This is a genomic window from Pseudomonas sp. FG-3G (assembly GCF_901007645.1).
Lineage (GTDB): Bacteria > Pseudomonadota > Gammaproteobacteria > Pseudomonadales > Pseudomonadaceae > Aquipseudomonas > Aquipseudomonas rhizophila.
Map to the genome: position 1 here is coordinate 1 of NZ_CAAKGZ010000021.1, position 19,514 is coordinate 19,514.

Genomic DNA, 19,514 nt, shown 5'->3' on the forward strand with positions numbered 1-19,514 from the left:
ACGTGCTGACCGGCAACGACGGCAACAACGTGCTTGGCGGTGGAACAGGCAACGATAAACTCAACGGCGGCGCAGGCAACGACACGCTGATCGGCGGCATTGGCAGTGACACGCTCACTGGCGGCACTGGAGCCGATCGATTTGTTTTCAGTGCGCTGAATGAACTGGGTAAGGGAAGCGCTCGCGACGTCATTACCGACTTCAGCAGCATTCTGGGCGATAAGATTGACCTATCGAAACTGGCTGCCGATTTCCTGACCACGCCAATCAACGGGTTCAGCTTCATCGACTCGAACGACTTCACGAGCGCGGGGCAATTGCGCTTCGTCGATCAGGTGCTTTACGGCAACATCAACGACAATCTGGATGCGGATTTCGAAATCCAGCTACTGGGCGTCAATACCTTCAGTGCCAACGATCTGATTGCTTGATAAAGCAGTGTCCGGACGCTTTGAGACAGCTCAGAGCGTGCCCACTACAGACTCGGCTTACAGCGACGCCCTGACTACCAATGGGCAATCTACTGGCTGGGCGCCCGACACCTCGAGGTTCTCGATCAGGTGCCGGGCAGCCCTGCGACCGATCTCGTAGTATGGCAGTTGGACCGTGGTCAGTGGCGGAATGAACAGCTCGGCGATGCCGATCATGTTGTCATAGCCGAGCACCGCAACATCGCTGGGAATCTTCAGGCCACGGCCCAACAACAACTGATAGGCACAGAAGGCGATACGGTCATTGCCGCAGATCAGAATGTCGAACTGCGGTCGCCCCTCGATGATGTGCCGGTCGAGAATAGCTGCGGTTTCATCGTAGGCATCGTGATCGGAAAGGTCGTATTGCAGAAGTGCTTCAGGCGCCAGCCCAAAGGCCTGGCAGGCACGTTGCAAACCTTCTTGTCGCAGGCTCCAGGCAAGGCTCTGTTTTGGCAGATTGATACACAGAGGGCGCCGATAGCCTTGGCTCAAGGCGTGATGCACCGCTCGATGCTGCCCCGTTTCATCGTCGGGCACATAGCTGACCAGGCGAGTGTCATCGGCCAGGCAATTGGCGAGTACCAGTGGTTTGCTTTTCAGGCGCTCGGGGATGCTCACCTGGCGCAATCCCATGGCACTGAAGATCAACCCGTCGGGACGGTGCGACATCATCAGGTCGATGTTCTGCTCGGTGGGCGGGTTGCTCAACAGGTTGAGGATAAACACATTCCAACCGGCTTGCTGCGCGGCCTGCTCGATGGACAGCAGCAGCTCGACTGCGAAAGGTGTGGTCGCGGTGTCCAGTGCGAACACACCGATGGTTCGCGCCTGGAGATTGTCCCCGCGCATCCTGCGCGCCGAAAGGCTCGGTACGAATTGCAGTTCGTCAATGGCGCGACGCACCCGCTGAAGGGTTTCGGGGCTCAGTTTTTCCGGATTGTTGAGCGCTCGAGAAACCGTCATCAGGGACACGCCGGCCAGCTGTGCAACGTCTTTCACTGAAGTCATGCGAGGTGCGGCCAGTCAGGTTGACGCCGAATCATGACACAGGCTCCGGGCTTGTCGCGACTCGAATGACATTGCTCATAGCCATGCGGAAGCCAGCGGCCATGCATTACCAATGGAGACGCGTCCGCCAGCCCCGCTTGCCAATAGTTTTACCCCCAGGCTGTCGGGCCGCGGATAGACGCGGCTGCTGAGGCTGAAGCGGCCGTCTTGCTCAAACACCTCGATGGACGAACGATCCAGAAACACCCGCAGGTGCAAGGACTTCTGGGCGTGGTCTATCGCCACGCTGCGCTGACCGCTCACCTGCGCGCCCGAACGACTGCGATCCAGTACCAGGCGCTGCAGCGAAGCGTCGTAATAGAGCAGGGTTTGTTCGTCGCCCTCGGCACTGCAACGCAAGGCGATACCCAGGTGACCTTCGGCGCAGCCGAGCAAATCCAGATGCACATGGAGCTCGAGCCTGTCGCCATTGACCTGTGGCACCCATTCGTAGCCCGGTCCAACCCACGCAGAGGTGTGCGGCAGCGGTGCCTTGCGTAAAGCGGTCAATTCCCGGGCCGGAAACACCCTGAGGCGGTCGGCATGCAACTGCAGTTCCCGGGGTAGGCCGAGCATGCCGCACCAGTGATGGGCCTGGCTCGGCATCGGACTTTCCCACATGTCGAGCCACGCCCACACCAGGCGCCGACCGTCAGCAGCCACCAGCGTTTGCGCAGCATAGAAGTCATGGCCGTTATCCAGCTCGATAAACGGGCCGCCGCTGAAGTGCCATTGGCTGTCGAGTTGCCCCACGCGATAACCGGCCTGGTACTTGTTGAGCCGCTCGTAACCCTCGGGGCGCATGCCCTGGGGGGAGTACAGCAGCACGTCGCGCCCATCGAGGCGAAACAGGTCCGGGCACTCCCACATATAGCCATCGCCCTCGTTGCCGCGGGCTACATAGTCAAGGAACTCCCAGGCGCGCAGATCGGTGGAGCGGTACAAGGGGAGTAAAGGCGTATCGCCCAGGCGTGCGCCGGCAATCAGGTACCAATAGTCGTTGTCCTTCCAGACCTTGGGATCACGAAAATGCATGATCGTGTCTTGCGGTGCGGTCTCGATGACGACACCCTGCTTGACGAACCGGATGCCGTCGACGCTGGTGGCAAGACACTGAACCTGGCGGATCTGGCGTTCGTCACCCACTTCCCCCAGCCAGGTGTGCCCGGTGTAGATCAACGCCAACGTGTCGCCACACACCACCGCACTGCCGGAAAAACACCCGTCGCGGTCAAAGTCATCGCCTGGCGCCAGTGCGATGGGCAGGTGCTGCCAATGGACCAGGTCAGCGCTCTTGGCATGCCCCCAATACATCGGGCCCCATTTCGCGTCGAAGGGGTGATGTTGATAGAACACGTGGTACTCGCCGCGAAAGTACACCACTCCGTTAGGGTCGTTCATCCAGCCTGCGGGCGGGGCAAGATGATAGTCGGGGCGATAGTCATCGGTGACGCGAGACAGACCAGCGCTCAGCGCCTGTTGCGCAAGCTCAAGGGTCGCGGATATTGGAGCGTTCATGGGATTCACACACACGGTCATAGGGCGCCTGCTCGTACCGAGCGCTGGGCAATGTCATCCAACGGGGTTTCGAGGGATTGTGGGTGGCGCCTCAAGGCCGTGCCGTCGGCATCGAACAGGTGCAGATTGTCGATCTCTACCTGCAGTTCGACCCGATCACCCACTCGCCACCCGGCGTGGACCTCACAGCGACAGATCATCGGCTCATCCTGACCGGTATCGAGGTGCACATAGGTTTCACTGCCCAGGTATTCGACCCCGATCACGGCGATGCCGGCTGTGCCCTGTGCCGCCTTGAGTGCTACATGTTCCGGGCGAATCCCCAGGCTCAGTTGGCTGTTCGCCGCCAGGCTTGAGCTGTCAAAGGGCAGGGTGGTCCTGCCCAATACCAGGCTTTCCACCAGGCTGCTTGCGCCTGGCGTATGCAGGAACGCTGCAAGAAAGTTCATCCTTGGCGAGCCGAGGAAACCGGCGACAAAACGAGTGGCCGGGCGTTCGTAGAGTTCCCGCGGCGAGCCAACCTGCTCGATACGTCCGCCATTGAGCACGACAATCTTGTCGGCCAGGGTCATCGCCTCAACCTGATCGTGGGTCACGTAGATCATGGTCGTGCCCAGTCGGGCATGTAGCCTGGCGATTTCGTTGCGCATTTGCACCCGCAAAGAGGCGTCCAGATTGGACAGCGGTTCATCGAACAACAAGATGTCCGGTTCCCGTGCCATAGCCCTGCCCATGGCCACCCGCTGACGTTGGCCACCCGATAATTCCTTGGGTTTGCGTTGCAGCAGTTTGTCCAACTGCAGTATTTGCGCGGTTTTCAGCACGCGCTCGCGCAGGCTGGTCTTTTCGGTCTTGGCCAACTTGAGACCAAAACTGATGTTGTCGTAGACGCTCATGTGCGGGTAGAGCGCATAGGACTGAAACACCATGCCGACGCCACGCTCGCGCGGCTCCAGGTCATTGACCCGGCGCCCGTCGATCAACAGGTCGCCGGCGCAGATGGAATCCAGCCCGGCGATCAGTCGCAGCAGGGTGGATTTTCCGCAGCCCGAGGGGCCGACGAACACCACGAATTCACCGGCGGCGATTTCCAGGCTGACGTCGCGAAGAATGCGCATGCCGCCCAATTGTTTGTTCACGTTGTCTAGCTTCAACTTGATCACGATGCTGTTCCTTGTCTTTGTTGGGCATCAACCCTTTAACGCACCGGTAGTGAGACCGGAAACGATTCGGCGCTGGAAGATCAGCACCAGAATCACCAGTGGGACGGTGACCAGCACCGAAGCGGCCATCAACAGCCCCCAAGGCAACTCATGGGAGCTGCCGCCGGAAATCAGGGCGATGGCTACCGGCACCGTGCGCTGCGTGTCGGTGAGGGTGAAGGTCAGGGCAAACAGGAACTCGTTCCACGCAGCAATGAAAGCCAGCAGGCCGGTGGTGACCAGCGCAGGCCAGAGCAGCGGCAATAACACGCGGGTCAGGGTGACCCAGGGCGAAGCACCGTCCATGATCGCCGCCTCCTCCAGCTCATGGGGCAGTTGGCCCATGAACGTGGTCAGCACCCAGACGGTGAAGGGCAGGGTGAAGATCGTGTAGCTCAGGATCAGCGCCCAGGGCGTGTTGTACAGGCCCAGGGCACGGATCACCTCGAACAGCCCTGACAGCACCGCGACCTGGGGAAACATCGACACGCCCAGAACCATTATCAACACCGCGCCGCGTCCACGAAACTTCACCCGGCCCAAGGCATAGGCGGCGGTCAGGCTGAGGAACAGCGCCAGCGCGACCACACTCAGGGCAACCACCAGCGAGTTACCGATTGCCCGCAGGAACGAGGCCTGGTGGAGCACGGCGGCATAGTTGGAGAAGTCGGGGTTGTCGACCCAGTAGCTCACCTGGAACAAGGCACTGGACGGCTTCAGCGACGTCACGATGGCGTAGTAGAAAGGGAACACCGCATACAGCAGCAAAATCGCGATCAGGCACCAGAATACGACGCGCAACAGCGCTTTTTTCAGTAGGCGCGGGCTCATGAGCGAACCTCCATTTGACGGCGTCCGAGGTACAGATAAATCATGGCGATGACTGCGACGACCAGAAACAGCAAGGTCGAGGCCGCGCTGCCGTAGCCGACGTCCTGAAACTCCATCAGATGCTGGCGGGCGTACACCGACATGCTCATGGTGCTCGACGAGTTGGAGGTCAGCACATAGATGACGTCAAACACCCGCAACGAATCGAGGATGCGGAAAATCGCCGCCACCAGCAGCGCAGGCATCAGCAGCGGCAGGGTGACTCGCCAGAACACCTTCAACGGGTGAATGCCATCGACGCGGGCGGCTTCGTAGCAATCGCCCGGCAACATCTGCAAGGCCGCCAGCATCAGCAGCGTGACGAACGGGACGGTCTTCCAGACGTCGACGATGATCACGGCCCACATCGACAAGTCGGCGTCTGCCGTCCAGGCCAGGGGCGCGTCAATCAGGCCGGCGCCCAGCATCAGATGATTGATGATGCCGAACTGGTCGTTGAGCATCCAAGACCAGATTTTCGCCGAGACAATGGTGGGGATCGCCCAGGGAATCAGAATCAATGCCCGCACCAAGGCGCGCCCGGTGAACTTGACGTTCAGCAGCAGCGCCACCAACAGCCCCAGCACCATTTCCAACCCCACTGAGACCACAGTGAAATGCAGGGTGTTGCGCACCGCGTTCCACCATTGTGGATCGACCAGGATGCCTGACCAACCGGTGCTGCTGTGCAGCAGATAATTGCTCAGGCCGATAAAACTTGCGTCACCGGTGTCCGCCAGGCTGGCGTCGGTCAGGCTGAACCAGAATGTACGCAGCAGCGGCCAGGCCGCCACCAGGGCCAGACACAGCAGCATCGGAGTCAGGAACAGCCAGGCGGCGCGAACCCGGCGGCGTTGTACCGGCGTTTCCAGGGCGGGCAGCAGCTCGTCACCGGACGCCAGGGTAGTGGAGACAGACATGGTGAATTTCCTTCCTTGTGGCTTACCAGTTCCGGCGCTTGATGCGTGTCAGTTCGCTTTCCAGCTCAGCCAGCGCCTGATCGACTGGCACCTCTCCGGCCAGCACGCCATGCACTTGATCGAAGAAGGCATTGGAGACACGTGGATAGCGATCGGCGGTAATCGAGGCGGGCCGCATGACCCCATCCTTGAGAATGCTGCGCAGTTGACTGTAATAAGGCATCGCCGCGAGCAGCTCGGGGTCTTGATAAAGTGACTCGATCACCGGGTTATAGGCGCCGATCAGGGCACGATGTTTCTGCTGCTGAGCACTGCTCAGGTAGCTCACCAGCTGCGCGGCGAGCTTTGGATTGGCGCTGTAACGCGACACCGCCAGGCCCCAGCCACCCAGGGTGGAGGCGTGGGTGCCCGTCTCGCCACCGCGGGGCAGGGGAGCCACGCCGACCTTGTCTTTTACGACACTGTCCGGGCTTTGTACCAGGGCCCAGACATACGGCCAGTTACGCATGAACAGCGCATTGCCCGACTGGAATACACCTCGTCCTTCTTCCTCGGTGTAGTTGAGTACGCCACGTGGGGAGATGTCTCCTACCCAGCTCTTGGCCAGCGTCAACGCGGTTCTTGCGGCCGGGCTATTGACCACGATATCGCCCTGTGGATTGACCAGCCCACCCTGCGGCTGGCTGCTGATCCACTCCAGTGCATTACACGTCAGACCTTCATAGGCGCGGCCCTGAAAGACGTACCCCCAGGCATTGGCGTTCCCGGCGTTGCGCTCAGCCTGTTGGACTTCCCGGGCGGTTGCAGTCATTTGCTCCCAGGTCTGCGGCACCTGTTTGTGGTACTTCTCGAGCAAGTCCTTGCGGTAATACAGCAGCCCCGAATCGGTGAACCAGGGCATCGTCACCAGCCGGCCGTTCACCGTGGCGTTATCCACCTGGGCCTGGAAGTAGCCCTCGGTCGCGTTGGCAGGGAGCACCTCGCGCAGGTCCATCAGATGGTTGGCCAGCATCCCCGGCCACACCATATCGATTTGAATGATGTCGATGTCGCTGGATCGGGCACTCAGGATTTGTTGGTAGAACGACAACCTTTCGGTGGCCGAGTTAGGCGTGGAAACCACTTCGACGCTGTTGCCGGTCTGCTTCGACCACGCCTCGACAGCCTCCTTGCACAGCTGCAATTCAGCACCTACGGCACCGCAGGAGATCGTCAGATTGGCGGCAGTCGAGAGGGATGGAAGCCCGACACAAAGGCCGAGCAGCGCAGCAGGAAGGAGCGATTTGAGCTGTTTCATAAAGCCCTCTTTATTTTTGTTTTTAGAAAAGTTAACGTTAACATCACCAAATGTAGCAGCGTATTAGCGATGAGGCATCCTTTTTTTCACGGTTTTTGACAATTCAAAAGCCGAAGGAAAAAGACCATTGCGGGAACAAAAAAATAAAAACAAAACAGGGAAATCCACATGCAGAAAGCATCAAGCTGGCTTCTCGCAGGCGTGCTCGGCACCGCGGCGGCCACCTCTCACGCTGCGACGCTGGAAGAACGCATGGCTGCGTTCGAGGCCCGTGCCAGCGCCGCGGAAAAACGCGCCGCGGCTGCCGAACAGCAAACCCAGGCCCTGGCCAGGGAACTGCAACAACTCAAACTCGCCGCTCCCGCGCTCCAACCGGTAGCATCCACTGCAAACGTTGCCACGCCGACGCTGGACACGCGGCTGGCAAAACTCGAAGCCCGACAACAAAGCCTGGAAAAACAAGACAGTGGCGCATCCCTCACAGACGGATTCAGCTTCAAGGGGTACGCCCGCTCGGGGTTGCTGGTCAATGACGGTCTGGGTGGTGGTCGTGGCGGCCCTTATACCACCCCGGCCGGTTCCGTCGGCGGTGCCGTAGGGCGACTCGGGAACGAGGACGACACCTATATGCGGATCGACCTGTCGAAAGAGCAATACGCGCAGAACGGCACCCGCTCAAAATTCACCGTGTCCATTGCCGATGGCGTAGAAAGCTCCAATGACTGGACGGCCGACGAAAGCAACCTGAACGTGCGGCAGGTGTTTACCGAACTGGATCACATCGCGGCGTTCAAGGGGAACTCGGTGTTTGAGAATTCCACTCTCTGGGCAGGCAAGCGGTTTGACCGGGACAATTTCGATATCCACTGGTTGGACTCGGACGTCGTCTACCTGGCTGGCACCGGCGGTGGCATCTACGACGTGCAGATGAACAAGAACTGGCGCTCGAATTACTCGTTGATCGGGCGAAATTACGGGGAGTTCAGTGACGGCGGCGTCAATGCCGATGTTGAAAGCTACATCCTGACCTCCAACCAGTTCTTCGACAATGGGCAGTGGCAGTGGATGTTCAACGCCATTGGCGCTAAAGAAAACGACATCGGCACCCGCAACAATGAGGCGGGCCTGACACCTGCGGACTCCGGCCTGCACAGCATGGTGGCCAATCACCAGAAGAACTTTTTCGGCAGGGAAGGCTTTTTCAAAACGGCGTTGCTCTATGGGCAAGGCCTGGGGGCAGAGGTCAAGAACATCGGCTCGGACGGCGAACTGATCGACGACGCACGTGCTTTGCGTCTGGCGCTCTATGGTGAGACGCCCATCGCCCCCGGCTGGCGCATCGGTCCCAGTTTACTGGCCGAACAGAGCAAGGACCGGTACGTCAAGGGCGACGACTACCGCTGGATGACACTGAACGTGCGCCTGGCCAATGAAATCAACAGCAATTTCGAGATGGCCTACGAGATGAGCTGGCAAACCATGGACCTCGATCCCAAGGGCTACATGGAACGCAATGCAGTCGACGGCAACTTCTGGAAGTTCACGGTCGCCCCGACCTTCAAACCTGATTTTGGAGACCTTCTCACACGCCCCGAACTGCGCGTGTTCGCCAGCGTCATGAACTGGTCCTCGGATCTGGACAGATACAGCGCCTCCGATTCCTTCGGCAAGTCTGACTTCAACGCAGGCGGCGTGTGGCAATACGGCATACAGATGGAAACCTGGTTCTAAATGGGAGGGCATCCTCTTCGCAAGCAGAGGATGCCGCTCAACCCTCCATCAGCGCCAACCGGATGCAATTCATGCGATGCTTTGCTCCGGAGCGAATGCTGGATGCAGGCATCCGTATGTCGCTGCAGCTCGATGTTCAAAAGGCACACTGACCAGTTTGCCTGATGCATCTACAAGCGGTGGCGGATAACCCGCTCATCCGAACCGGAGAAAAACAATGACATTCAAGGCTCTGCTCACCACCAAACCCGGCGATGCAATCGCGACACACCTGGTCGACTTCAAGGACGAGGACCTGATGCCAGGCGACGTGACCGTAGTGATCGAGTACTCGACCGTCAACTACAAGGATGCCTTGGCCCTGAGCGGCCGTTCGCCGGTCATTCGCCAGTTTCCGCTGATCCCAGGCATTGATTTCGCCGGTATCGTCGAGACCTCCAGCAATCCCGGTTTCGCGGCCGGCGACCGAGTGCTGGTCAACGGTTGGGGGCTGAGCCAGACCCACCATGGTGGCTTCGCGCAGAAAGCACGGGTGAGTGGCGACTGGCTGGTGAAGGTCCCAGAGGCATTTTCAACCCAGCAAGCCATGGCCATCGGCACTGCGGGCTACACGGCAATGCTCAGCGTGCTGGCGTTGGAGCATGGCGGCCTGAGCCCCGAGCGCGGCGATATCCTGGTGACTGGCGCCAGCGGCGGTGCCGGCTCGGTGGCAATTGCGCTGTTGTCGGGCCTGGGGTATCGAGTGATCGCCTCGACCGGGCGGCAAGAGGAAGCCGACTACCTGCACGAGCTCGGTGCGGCACAGGTCATCGATCGTCGGACCCTGTCCGAGGCAGGCGCCCCGATCGGCAAGGAACGCTGGGCGGGCGTTATCGATTCTGTCGGTAGTCATACCCTGGTCAATGCGTTGGCTCAGACCCAATACCGGGGAGTTGTGGCCGCCTTCGGTTTGGCCCAGGGGGCAGATCTGCCAGGGTCGGTGCTGCCGTTCATCCTGCGTAACGTAACCCTGGCCGGTATCGACTCTGTCAATGCGCCCCAGAGTGCCCGCGTGCAAGCATGGTCACGACTGGCGCGTGACCTTGACGTGGACAAGCTTGCCCGCACCACCCAAGTCGTGGGCCTGGCTGAAGTTCCGGCAATCGCCGGTCGGGTGCTGGAAGGGAAGGTTCGCGGGCGCACCGTCGTAGATGTGAACGCATGATTCTTTCAACGAGCCGATTCCCATGAAGGCACGTCGCGGCCAGGCTCGTGCTGGCCCCGGCGACAAAATCGAATACGAACTTGGAGAACATGCACAGAGACTCTTTATTTTTAAGTCGGAGGGCTGAGCGAAGGAAGTTTTCTTGCGCCTGCTGCAGAGTTTAACCAGAGCAGAATTGCGGCGAGAGAGGCGGCTAGTACCAGCGTAAGCCACATGATGACCAGCAGGGTGAATGTGACGGTATTGTTTAACTCACGGAAAATGCCGAAGGCAAAAGCGGTGTACCAAGACACACCCGAAACTGCACCGGATGCGAGAAATAAGGCGGCTCTGCTGCGGGAGACTCCAAAGAGCAGGGGGCGACTCAAGTCGCGTAGGGCTGCTGGCAACACAAATGCGTGGATGATTATTCCATTGATGGTCAGGACGATCACCACAATGACCTTCGCCCAGAGTTTGGGGTTTTCCAACTTTTCCGGCGACTCCATCGCGTAAAGGGCCAGGAAACCAAGGCCTGAAAGCCACAGGAGGCATAACCCAGCAGTGACCGCGTCGCTGATGAAGTGAAAGGTGCGTCCGATTTCAACGGGGAGGCTACCCCTACGCATCCAGCGCAAAATCCAGAGGTCTAGCATCGTCGCTCCGCCGAGACCGAAGCTCATACCGAGCAGGTGTATACCTACAAGGAGTGTCAGAACGTTTAGCTGTGGGAGTGGATCAGGCAATGGAACACTAAGCGCAAGTGTGTCGGCAAATAAGTGTCCACTGCCGGAGAGCGCAAGCAGGCCGCCGAAAAACATAAGAGACGTTCGTATCTTCATTTATTGCGACCTCAGGCTAGTGTTCTTATCCAGCAGGTAGCACGGGCTTGGACCCTCCTCAGGAAGGAACCGGTGCTTGAGCATCGATCAAGCTCTGGCTCTTGAGCTCCTCCCAAAAGGCTGCCGGAATACCGACCTTCATCGCTTGTACATTGGAAACTATCTGCCCCGGCGAACGCGCACCCGGAATGATCGCGGACACTTGCGGATGTGCCGCGGCGAACTGCAGGGCGGCAGTATGAATGTCGATACCATGTCGGCTGGCAACCGCCATGATCCGCGCGCGTTTTTCTATCGCTCCAGCAGGTAGATCCAGGCTGAAGTTATATCGGCTGCGCCCTCCCAGAAATCCATCATTCAGGGGTGTTCCAACCACGACACTGGTGCCCTTGCTGCTCAATGCCGGAAAGGTATTGCGCAACGCATCGCTGTGGTCGAGGAGGGAATACTGACAGGCAAGCAATACGATGTCGGGTGTCGGGTCATCATTGGCCAGTGCCTGAACCACGGCGTTCGGTGTATTGACTCCGAAGCCCCATGCCTTGATGAGCCCTTCATCACGCATCTTTTCAAGCTCGACCATCGCCCCAGTGCGCGCAACTCGATACGCCGCTTCCCATCCACCTTCCAGCTCGGTGTTATCGGGCGAGATGTCATGGATAAAGACAATATCGATACGGGGTAGCCCCAGACGCTGCAGACTGTCTTCCACGGAGCGGCGCGTGCCTGCTGCGGTGTAGTCATATCGATATGTGAAGGGTGCCGGCGACTTCCAGATAGCATGGTCCGCGCGCGGGCCACCAGCAGCCGTCAATACCCGGCCGACCTTGGTGGAGACCACATAGTGGTCTGGATCTTTTCCGCGCAGAAAGTGGCCTAGACGATACTCACTCAAGCCAAACCCGTAGAACGGCGACGTGTCGTAAAGCCTTACACCCGCCTCCCAAGCAGCCCGTAGAACCAAACCCGCCTGCTCGTCGTTGATCGGCGCAAAGATATTGCCGATCTGCGTCCCGCCCATACCAAAGCGTTGGGGCGTCATGTATCTCATGGTGTGCGAGGGAAAATTGAGGGGCAGGTCTGCGCGCACCAGCCGGCCTTCAGTACGCATCACGCTCCCGCGCTCTGTCAGCGAAGAGGGCGTGGGGGCTATAGCCAGCGAACTTGCGACACTCGATGCTGGCAGCAAAGCGGCTGCAACAGCACCCGCCGCCGAATAGGTAAGAAAATCTCGTCTGTCCATCCAGCATTCCTTTCACGACTGAGGGTTCACGGGCTCATCGAAGCCAGCATTCGTAATAGAAATTAGAACAACGAGGGTTGGCCGGGTGACCCTAATGCGCCGTATCTTTTGCACAATCCTGCCGATGCACTTGTGCTGGTCACGCACTCTCAGCAAACTCGAACATTCCGTAAACAGGGGCGCATGTGATGACGAGCGGTTCTTTCTCGCAGTTCGGTTTCGGCCATGTGCATTCGCTGACCTTGAGCGAACCCGCTCAGTCCACCGAACGCCTCCAGGCACTCAGACGGCTTATCGAAAAGGTCACCTTGCAGATTGCTTTAAACGAGGTCTGCCCAACATCAATTCCAGGCCTGACCTTTTATCGAATGGCCGAGCTAGGTACACCCACGTACTGCATTTATGAGCCTTGCGTAGCCATCATTCTTCAGGGGGCGAAGGAGATCACGTTCGGTGAGCAAGCCTGCGAGTTCGGGCAGGGCACGTTCTTCGTCACTTCGGTCGATATACCCACACTGGCTCGCGTTACCGCGGCTAGTGAGAAAACCCCTTATTTGTCCGTCGTATTGAAGCTCGATCTTGCCATGCTCAATGAAGTGATCCAGACCTTGGAACCACCAAGGCAGGAAATGGCTTCTCAAGCACGGGGCTTCGCATCGGGTGCGGCGTCGAGTGAGATGCTAGAGGCATTCACCCGACTCTCCACGCTGATCGAACGGCCGCTTGAGGCCGGCTTGATGTCGGACCTTATCAAGCGGGAGATATGCGTTCGGCTGTTGCTCAGTGGCGCAGGCCAGTGGCTGCGCAGCGTTACTCGCGATGGTTACCGAGACAAGGGCATCGTGAGAGCCATTGAATGGTTGAAGCACCATTACGACAAGCCGCTGCACGTGGCCGATCTCGCCGAACGATCGGGCATGGCCAGCTCTACTTTGCATCACAACTTTCGCAAGCTGACAGGCACCAGCCCCGTTCAATATCAAAAGTCGTTACGGCTGCAAGCCGCGCGCAGCCTGATGTTGACCGATAGGCTCGATGTGAACACGGCCGCTTTGCGGGTCGGTTATGAAAGTGTCGCTCAATTCAGTCGCGAATATGCCCGGCGTTTCGGAGCTCCACCGTCGAGAGACATCAAGCACGCACGGGAGAATGGTGGGCGGCTCGACTGATTGAGCGACCCAATCACTTCAATCCAGACAGAGACCGGCGCAAGTCGCGATTGTTAGCTGTCCATGTGTCGAATTCAGTCGGCGGATCGAATCATTCAGGCGTCGGCGCAAGCGTCAAAAACGTCCCTCCTGCCGAGCTGAAGCGTAGGCGGCGTCCATGACCTGCATGATGGCCTCGGCGTCGCGTTGATGAGCTATACAAAGGGCATTTGAATCGCTCAGCGCAGCAATAACTTCATCAGGCGGTTACAGATAAAAACATTTTGACTAGGCTCCAGGGCTTCTCAGTCAATCTTGATTGTTTCGGAAAATATTTCTGCATAAAGCCGAGCGACGGTAGGTGTGAGGTTGTGTACTGAGGGAATCAGAAAATTAGAGTTGGGGGCGAGTCGTTTTGCGTAGATGACTTCGTAAACCCTGCGCACGACTCCTGGCTCTGTTTCCTCTTGGTCGAAGCCAGGCATTATTCCTACGGCTTTGTAACCCGCATGCTCCAATGCTTGTTGCATATACGGAGCGCTGGTTGTCGCCATACCATAGATCAAGCCTGCTCCCATGAACCTTCCCATTTTTTCTCCGAGGTCTTGGGCAGCTACGGCCAGTTTGGTTTGTCTATGATGTTTGGCTACCGCGCCCACTCGCCCGAAGATGACATCAGCGCCGTCAATTTTTTCCCACGTTGCTATCGCGACGATTTCATGATTTCGGCGGACCACGATAGCGAACATCGCCCGCTCCAGATCGTCTTCGAGCACCACGTTGTCTTCATAAAATTGCTGGTTCAGAAAAGGGCTCCCTAACCCCACCGTAATGGAGGGAAACCACGTCTGGAAAAAAATTATCGCTACATCGATCTCCTCGCGTTTCAGGTAATCCCATGTGTAGCCAGAGGGTAAAACAGTGAAACTGCGAATCTGATCGATCATTGGCCATTTCATGCGGTTCTGCTCGTCTTGATTGTCTAATTGCCTTTCAGGAATCGGTCGTAGAAAGGGGCTTATTCAGTCGCTTCTCTATCGAGTTGTCTGCGATCTATCAGCAATTCCCGGGCGTCTAGTGAGGGGAGGCGGGGGGTTAGACGGCGGCGTTTTCAGGCTTGAGGACAGCGCCCTTGCAGAATCTTGGGTCATGCCTGGCCGCAAATTGTCTGTGGCGGTCGACCACTTCACCGATGACAAACTGCATCAGCTTCTGGACGAAGGCCGTATCGAGGTTGGCCTCCTGGGCGAGGGCTGTCAGACGTTCGTATTGATGCTGCTCTCTCTTCTTGTCCACCGCAGGCAATTGATGTCGGGCTTTAAGCAAGCCGACCTCATCAGTACAGCGGAACCGTTCAGCAAGCATGTGGATGAGCGCGGCGTCGATATTGTCGATGGTTTGTCTGAATGCCGAGAGTTGACGCGTGATGTCGGAATTTTCCATGGATAACCTCGTGGCAGTTGTTCTAAGGGGCTTGTCTGTACCCTTCCTTGGTCCTTCCATGATTGGACGGAGAACCTGAGCAGGCGCTTTACGCGGGATCGGGCATGTTCAACGACTCCTCCAGCCACTGCGTGACTACCTTGAAAGCCGAGTCTGAATTGCGTTCATAGATCAATCCGTGGCCGTTGCCGTGAATACCCAGTGCCGGTAGATCCAGGTGGTGAATGTTGGCACCGGCATTTCGCAGGAAAGGGACAATGCTGGATGCGTAAGAAGCAAACGCTGATGTCTCACCTGTCATCAGCGCTACCGGAACGCCCTGCAATCCGGGAATTTTCAGGGTTGATGGTTCTGCTGTGCGGACTTGCTCCGCCGTCTCGCGAGGCGGATCAAAGGTCAAAGGGGCGGCGGTCAGTCCCCATTCGAGGCTGCCTATACCCGGCGTATGGCCAAATACCGGCCCCATAGGCTCCACTGCCACAATCCCTGCGATCAGGTCGGGTCGACGATCGGCGACCAACCAGCCACTGGGCCCAGAAGCGGAATGCGTAACGATGATGGCCTTACCGATTCTGTCGAGCAGTTCGGCCAGTCGATCCGCGTCCAGGGTCTGCGAGGCCGCAAGGTCAGCCGGCATGGGGCCGTAAGCCGCAATGAAGGCGTCAAACGCTGCTTCGTCATCCGACTCAAACGGCCACTGCGTTTCTCCACCTCCCTCTGGAAAGTAAACTTCGCGGGCGCGTTCATAGGAGAACGCTGGCCCCATCGGTCCCATGATGTCGGGGTGATACGGCGATCGCCCGTGGCCTGGTCTGTCGACGCGAAAGACTACGAAGCCCGCTTCGAGGAACCGCTGCGCCCTTCCCGGGCGACCATCGGGTGTATCCAGCCATTCGGTGCCCTGCAGCGTGCCGCCGTGCACCAGCACCACGGGATAGGCTTGAGTGATGTGCTCAGGGGATTCCCAGGCTACGTACATCGGACCCTTCTGGAAATTTTTACCGTTCTGGGTAACGCGGGCTCCGGTCACCCAGAAGTTGCCACGCCGCGTACGTTTTATCGGTGCGGTTCGCCAGGGTTGCTGGGCATGATCGGCTGATTGGGTAGGTGTCTGCGTAGCGAAGACCGACCAGTCCTTGTGCCCGTCTCCCCGGGTTACTGCCGACGTCATTTTCGATCGCACCGCATCCGCAGCAGGCATTTCCAGGTCCTTGAGACGGCCCGCATCAATAGCCAGATTTATATCCTTGAGGCCAAGAGACAGTTTGAAACCCGGTTCAAAGCTGTTGTTGGCGATGTTCTGTCCATACCGTTGATAACTGGGGCAGGCGAACAGGGTCTGGGTCATGAGGTTGACGAAAATCGAAGGGGTCAGTCCGTGGCGTTGAACGAGTCCGCTTGCTTCGCCCAGCGACTGGATGGCTTGAGTGATCATCATGTTGCCGGCGATTTTCGCGATACACGCATGTTCAGGCTGATCGCCCAGATACCAGGTTTTTTTCCCGAGCAGGTCAAACAGCGGTTGAACCTTCGAGACAGCTTGCTGCGATCCGGCCGCCAGGATATTCAACTCGCCGTTCGCGGCCACGGCGGGCACGCCGAAAACCGGCGCCGCGACCAATGCCATGCCGATTGCATCATGCATGCCCTGCAACTCGACCATGAGTGAAGGCGACAAAGTCGACATCACGACATGCACGCAGGCCTTGTCTGCATTTTCCAGAGCAGCGCAGGACAGCAGCACTTCCCTGACCGCGGCATCATCGGCCAGCAGGCTGATGACGACCTCTTGCTGAAAGGCCGAGGACGGGGATTCGAGAACGCTTACTCCTTCGAGATCCATAATCGCAGCGTGACTACGGTTCCATGCCGATACGTGATGGCCGGCTCGGATGAGCAACGGAATGATCGCTCTGGCCATGCTTCCCACACCGATAAAGCCAATCTTCATTTGCAGTCCCTCGGTTGGTGTTTCGACGAAGGTGTATGCAGAGAAGTATGTCGAGCCTGGGATTGCTACGGCACTGCCATTACTGCACTCTCACTGTTCATTTTTGTACGGGGTAGAGCATGGACTGGAGTGATGTGCGGATCTTTCTCGCGATTGCCCGCAGTGGATCATTGGGCTCTGCCGCCAAGCTGTTGGGTGTTAGCCATCCGACCGTGGGGCGGCGCTTGCAGGTGCTTGAGCAGTCCAGCGGCCAGCCCATTTTCCTGCGTACCACCCAAGGTTTGGTACTAACCGACAGCGGAGAGAAGCTGCTCAGCCTGGCGCAGGAAATGGAGCAGAGTGCGTTGGCCATCGAAAGGCGTCTGGCGGGCGACAGCGCCCAGCCAGAAGGTGTGTTGCGCATTTCTTGCGCTGACTGGTTTGCCTGTTATGTGCTGGCCCCTGTCCTCAGTGAACTGGGGCGACGTTACCCTCTGATCGTGCCTGAGGTTATCACCGGGCATCGATTGTTTGACCTGGCTCGTCGCGACGCCGATATCGCGTTTCGAATCGTCCCTTTCACCGAGCCCGATATTGTTCACCGCAAGCTGATCTCCCTGAGCTATGGGTTATACACGGCCGTCGGATCTGCTGATCCCGAGCCACAGGGCGAAGGGGTTGGTTTGATTACCATGAGTGTTGCCCAGTCTCATTATCCCGATGTGCAGTGGCTGCAGCAGCGTTACCCTCTGGCGCGTACCGTGTTCACCAGTAGCAGCCGCACAGTCCAGGCGCAAATGTGCGCGCAGGGGCAGGGCGTTGCCGTATTGCCCCGCGCCTTGGGTGACCAATTAACGGCGCTGCGGCTGATTGAACCGCACGAGCCGCCACCGGGTCGCGACATATGGATGGGCTACCACCAGGACATGCGCCAGATGGACAGCCTTCGTGCTCTTGCCGATCTTGCTTCCATCATGATCGGCAATCAGGCATGCGGTTGACTCACTCTGCTGGGCGCATGGCCGCTGTTTGCGGATCAGTAGCAGGGCGCGTCAGGGTAAGGCTCAATCCCGCGCCTACCGCCAGGCATGCTGCGATGCAGAGTATGGAGACGGTGAAAGCGTGGGTGATGGCAGCCGCGTCCGTATCCGTGCCTAGAAGGGTGTAGAAAATGCCGCCTATTATTGCCACGCTCAGTGACGTGCTGATTTGCAGGGTGGAGCTGGTAATGCCTGCAATCATGCCGGAGTATGCGGGCGCCACACGTCCTGTGATCATGCGCATCAATGTCGGAAGGGCTAATCCTTGTCCGAAACCAATCAGAAACAGAATGACGGCAAGGGGCAGCGCAGCGGGGCTGGCGGACATCGGCGTGCGCGCCACGAGCCAGGCCAGGAGCACAAATCCCAACACTTCAAGCCCCATTCCGACTGGATTGACGTATGCCCCCAGAAAACGCCTGAACTGAGGGGTGGAAAGCGGTCCCAGCAAAAATCCCGCGCCGAAAGGAAGGAAAACGAGGCCTGCATTGAGTGGGCTCGTGTGCAGCGCTCCCTGTAGATAAATGGAAAGCAGCAGGAAAAACACGCCGATCGCGTAAAAGGTGAGGGCGACGAACAGTGCCCGGGCAAGACCGGGCGCGCGCAGTGCGGCAGGATTCAGCAACGGAGCACCTTGCGCTTGATGCATGCGGGCTTCGTAGCGCCAGAACAGCCAGGCCAGCAGCGGCACCGCTGCAAGCGACAGCCAGGCCCACAAAGGCCAACCCGCTTCACGCCCCTCGATCAGTGGAATGATCAGAGCCGCAAGCGTCACCATCGACAATAGCGTTCCGCCCAGATCCAGCTTGCTTGTCTGTGGTGCGCGGGTTTCCTTGACCACTGGAATGGCGACAAGGATGACCAGTAACGCAATCGGTAAATTCACCAGAAATATCGCCCGCCAGCCCAGGTTCATCAGGTTGAGCGATATCAATATTCCGCCAAGTGCCTGGCCGACTACCGAAGCCAGACCAAAGACCGCGCCATACAGGCTCAGTGCCAAGGGCTTTTCGGAGTCGGGGAATATCGCCTGCACTGAGGCGAGTGCCTGAGGTGCCATGATGGCTGCCGTCACGCCTTGCAGCGAACGTCCGGCGATCAACACCCAGGGTGACTCGGCTACACCGCAGATCAGTGAGGCAAGGGCAAAGCCAACCAGACCAACGAAGAACATTCTCATGCGGCCATAGATGTCACCCAGCCGTCCACCGGTAATCAGTGTCACGGCATAAAGCGCCGCATACGAGGAGATGATCAACTGTTCGGCGGAGGAGGCCGTGCCTAGCGATTGCTGAATTGAAGGCAGCGCTACGTTGACGATGAAAAAATCCAGCGGCGGTAAAAATGCACCGACCAACAAGATGGCGAACATCAACCAACGCCGCGGTTCCGGGGGGGCGATTTTTGTCTTAGGCATAAGGTCTCCTTCCTGGAACCCTTCGGTTCCAGAATATTCTCGATTGCAGGTCATGCTCTGAATCAGCTGACTCCAATCTAAACGATCAAACCTTCCCTTACGCCTCACATAAATGAACGGCCAATGTTCATTTATGGCAGTGCCGCTCAGCCCCTGACTCCTCTCAAAATGGCCGCACTGTGGTTCCAGTCGAGCCACACAATCGAGACT

Annotated in this window: 16 protein-coding genes and 1 pseudogene; 5 read left to right on the forward strand and 12 right to left on the reverse strand. The window is 58.4% G+C overall.

Features of this window, described 5'->3' with window-relative positions; all coding sequences use genetic code 11:
* Positions 1–431 (forward strand): annotated as a pseudogene (locus PSEUDOMOFG3G_RS12230) (metalloprotease); the annotation flags it as partial.
* 57 nt (positions 432–488) lie between these two features.
* Here PSEUDOMOFG3G_RS12230 and PSEUDOMOFG3G_RS12235 read toward each other — a convergent pair.
* The 6 genes from PSEUDOMOFG3G_RS12235 to PSEUDOMOFG3G_RS12260 form a co-directional block, all read right to left on the reverse strand.
* Entirely contained in the window at positions 489–1,481 is a 993-nt protein-coding gene (locus PSEUDOMOFG3G_RS12235) for a LacI family DNA-binding transcriptional regulator (RefSeq protein ID WP_139050076.1), read from the reverse strand.
* 75 nt (positions 1,482–1,556) lie between these two features.
* Positions 1,557–3,059, reverse strand: a complete 1,503-nt coding sequence (locus PSEUDOMOFG3G_RS12240; protein WP_076384621.1) for a glycoside hydrolase family 32 protein — start codon at positions 3,057–3,059, stop codon at positions 1,557–1,559.
* Positions 3,056–4,201, reverse strand: coding sequence for an ABC transporter ATP-binding protein (locus PSEUDOMOFG3G_RS12245; protein WP_107322464.1), 1,146 nt, complete (start codon positions 4,199–4,201; stop codon positions 3,056–3,058). Before PSEUDOMOFG3G_RS12245 ends, PSEUDOMOFG3G_RS12240 begins: the two co-directional genes overlap by 4 nt.
* A 27-nt stretch (positions 4,202–4,228) precedes the next feature.
* Positions 4,229–5,071, reverse strand: coding sequence for a carbohydrate ABC transporter permease (locus tag PSEUDOMOFG3G_RS12250; RefSeq protein ID WP_139050077.1), 843 nt, complete (start codon positions 5,069–5,071; stop codon positions 4,229–4,231).
* Entirely contained in the window at positions 5,068–6,030 is a 963-nt protein-coding gene (locus tag PSEUDOMOFG3G_RS12255; protein ID WP_139050078.1) for a carbohydrate ABC transporter permease, read from the reverse strand. Before PSEUDOMOFG3G_RS12255 ends, PSEUDOMOFG3G_RS12250 begins: the two co-directional genes overlap by 4 nt.
* A gap of 22 nt (positions 6,031–6,052) precedes the next feature.
* Positions 6,053–7,327 (reverse strand): ABC transporter substrate-binding protein, encoded by a 1,275-nt coding sequence (locus tag PSEUDOMOFG3G_RS12260; RefSeq protein WP_139050079.1) that lies wholly within the window; start codon positions 7,325–7,327, stop codon positions 6,053–6,055.
* 168 nt (positions 7,328–7,495) lie between these two features.
* On the opposite strand from PSEUDOMOFG3G_RS12260, the gene PSEUDOMOFG3G_RS12265 reads away from it, so the two are divergent.
* Positions 7,496–9,058 (forward strand): carbohydrate porin, encoded by a 1,563-nt coding sequence (locus PSEUDOMOFG3G_RS12265; RefSeq protein WP_139050080.1) that lies wholly within the window; start codon positions 7,496–7,498, stop codon positions 9,056–9,058.
* 217 nt (positions 9,059–9,275) lie between these two features.
* Positions 9,276–10,262 carry an MDR family oxidoreductase gene (locus tag PSEUDOMOFG3G_RS12270; protein WP_047226429.1) on the forward strand — a complete coding sequence of 329 codons (987 nt, stop codon included), beginning with the start codon at positions 9,276–9,278 and terminating at the stop codon, positions 10,260–10,262.
* 110 nt (positions 10,263–10,372) lie between these two features.
* Here PSEUDOMOFG3G_RS12270 and PSEUDOMOFG3G_RS12275 read toward each other — a convergent pair whose 3' ends face one another.
* Both PSEUDOMOFG3G_RS12275 and PSEUDOMOFG3G_RS12280 read right to left on the reverse strand, forming a co-directional pair.
* Entirely contained in the window at positions 10,373–11,083 is a 711-nt protein-coding gene (locus PSEUDOMOFG3G_RS12275; protein WP_171061365.1) for a hypothetical protein, read from the reverse strand.
* Between the two features lie 58 nt (positions 11,084–11,141).
* Positions 11,142–12,326: an aldo/keto reductase gene (locus PSEUDOMOFG3G_RS12280; protein WP_139050081.1), complete on the reverse strand. Its 1,185-nt coding sequence runs from the start codon at positions 12,324–12,326 to the stop codon at positions 11,142–11,144.
* Between the two features lie 188 nt (positions 12,327–12,514).
* On the opposite strand from PSEUDOMOFG3G_RS12280, the gene PSEUDOMOFG3G_RS12285 reads away from it, so the two are divergent.
* Complete coding sequence (locus PSEUDOMOFG3G_RS12285; protein ID WP_171061366.1) at positions 12,515–13,495, forward strand: AraC family transcriptional regulator; 981 nt, start codon at positions 12,515–12,517, stop codon at positions 13,493–13,495.
* A gap of 284 nt (positions 13,496–13,779) precedes the next feature.
* Here PSEUDOMOFG3G_RS12285 and PSEUDOMOFG3G_RS12290 read toward each other — a convergent pair whose 3' ends face one another.
* The 3 genes from PSEUDOMOFG3G_RS12290 to PSEUDOMOFG3G_RS12300 form a co-directional block, all read right to left on the reverse strand.
* Positions 13,780–14,421, reverse strand: coding sequence for a hypothetical protein (locus tag PSEUDOMOFG3G_RS12290; RefSeq protein ID WP_139050082.1), 642 nt, complete (start codon positions 14,419–14,421; stop codon positions 13,780–13,782).
* A 148-nt stretch (positions 14,422–14,569) separates the two neighbouring features.
* Positions 14,570–14,917, reverse strand: a complete 348-nt coding sequence (locus PSEUDOMOFG3G_RS12295) for a chorismate mutase (protein WP_139050083.1) — start codon at positions 14,915–14,917, stop codon at positions 14,570–14,572.
* Positions 14,918–15,005: 88 nt separating this feature from the next.
* On the reverse strand, positions 15,006–16,868 hold the full coding sequence (locus PSEUDOMOFG3G_RS12300) for an alpha/beta fold hydrolase (RefSeq protein ID WP_218939007.1): 1,863 nt from the start codon (positions 16,866–16,868) through the stop codon (positions 15,006–15,008).
* Positions 16,869–16,987: 119 nt separating this feature from the next.
* Here PSEUDOMOFG3G_RS12300 and PSEUDOMOFG3G_RS12305 point away from each other — a divergent pair, with 119 nt between their 5' ends.
* The gene (locus PSEUDOMOFG3G_RS12305) at positions 16,988–17,848 is read left to right on the forward strand and encodes a LysR family transcriptional regulator (protein WP_139050084.1); all 861 of its coding nucleotides are present in this window, start codon (positions 16,988–16,990) and stop codon (positions 17,846–17,848) included.
* Between the two features lies 1 nt (position 17,849).
* Here PSEUDOMOFG3G_RS12305 and PSEUDOMOFG3G_RS12310 read toward each other — a convergent pair whose 3' ends face one another.
* Complete coding sequence (locus PSEUDOMOFG3G_RS12310) at positions 17,850–19,304, reverse strand: MFS transporter (RefSeq protein ID WP_139050085.1); 1,455 nt, start codon at positions 19,302–19,304, stop codon at positions 17,850–17,852.
* Positions 19,305–19,514: the final 210 nt, after the last annotated feature.

Excerpts from the sequence above, each read along its gene's own strand:
- PSEUDOMOFG3G_RS12255 (WP_139050078.1), bottom strand. The coding sequence starts at position 6,030 with ATGTCTGTCTCCACTACCCTGGCGTCCGGTGACGAGCTGCTGCCCGCC.
- PSEUDOMOFG3G_RS12235 (WP_139050076.1), bottom strand. The coding sequence starts at position 1,481 with ATGACTTCAGTGAAAGACGTTGCACAGCTGGCCGGCGTGTCCCTGATG.
- PSEUDOMOFG3G_RS12310 (WP_139050085.1), bottom strand. The coding sequence starts at position 19,304 with ATGCCTAAGACAAAAATCGCCCCCCCGGAACCGCGGCGTTGGTTGATG.
- PSEUDOMOFG3G_RS12275 (WP_171061365.1), bottom strand. The coding sequence starts at position 11,083 with ATGAAGATACGAACGTCTCTTATGTTTTTCGGCGGCCTGCTTGCGCTC.
- PSEUDOMOFG3G_RS12285 (WP_171061366.1), top strand. The coding sequence starts at position 12,515 with ATGACGAGCGGTTCTTTCTCGCAGTTCGGTTTCGGCCATGTGCATTCG.
- PSEUDOMOFG3G_RS12260 (WP_139050079.1), bottom strand. The coding sequence starts at position 7,327 with ATGAAACAGCTCAAATCGCTCCTTCCTGCTGCGCTGCTCGGCCTTTGT.
- PSEUDOMOFG3G_RS12280 (WP_139050081.1), bottom strand. The coding sequence starts at position 12,326 with ATGGACAGACGAGATTTTCTTACCTATTCGGCGGCGGGTGCTGTTGCA.
- PSEUDOMOFG3G_RS12250 (WP_139050077.1), bottom strand. The coding sequence starts at position 5,071 with ATGAGCCCGCGCCTACTGAAAAAAGCGCTGTTGCGCGTCGTATTCTGG.
- PSEUDOMOFG3G_RS12295 (WP_139050083.1), bottom strand. The coding sequence starts at position 14,917 with ATGGAAAATTCCGACATCACGCGTCAACTCTCGGCATTCAGACAAACC.
- PSEUDOMOFG3G_RS12305 (WP_139050084.1), top strand. The coding sequence starts at position 16,988 with ATGGACTGGAGTGATGTGCGGATCTTTCTCGCGATTGCCCGCAGTGGA.
- PSEUDOMOFG3G_RS12265 (WP_139050080.1), top strand. The coding sequence starts at position 7,496 with ATGCAGAAAGCATCAAGCTGGCTTCTCGCAGGCGTGCTCGGCACCGCG.
- PSEUDOMOFG3G_RS12270 (WP_047226429.1), top strand. The coding sequence starts at position 9,276 with ATGACATTCAAGGCTCTGCTCACCACCAAACCCGGCGATGCAATCGCG.
- PSEUDOMOFG3G_RS12290 (WP_139050082.1), bottom strand. The coding sequence starts at position 14,421 with ATGATCGATCAGATTCGCAGTTTCACTGTTTTACCCTCTGGCTACACA.
- PSEUDOMOFG3G_RS12300 (WP_218939007.1), bottom strand. The coding sequence starts at position 16,868 with ATGAAGATTGGCTTTATCGGTGTGGGAAGCATGGCCAGAGCGATCATT.
- PSEUDOMOFG3G_RS12240 (WP_076384621.1), bottom strand. The coding sequence starts at position 3,059 with ATGACCGTGTGTGTGAATCCCATGAACGCTCCAATATCCGCGACCCTT.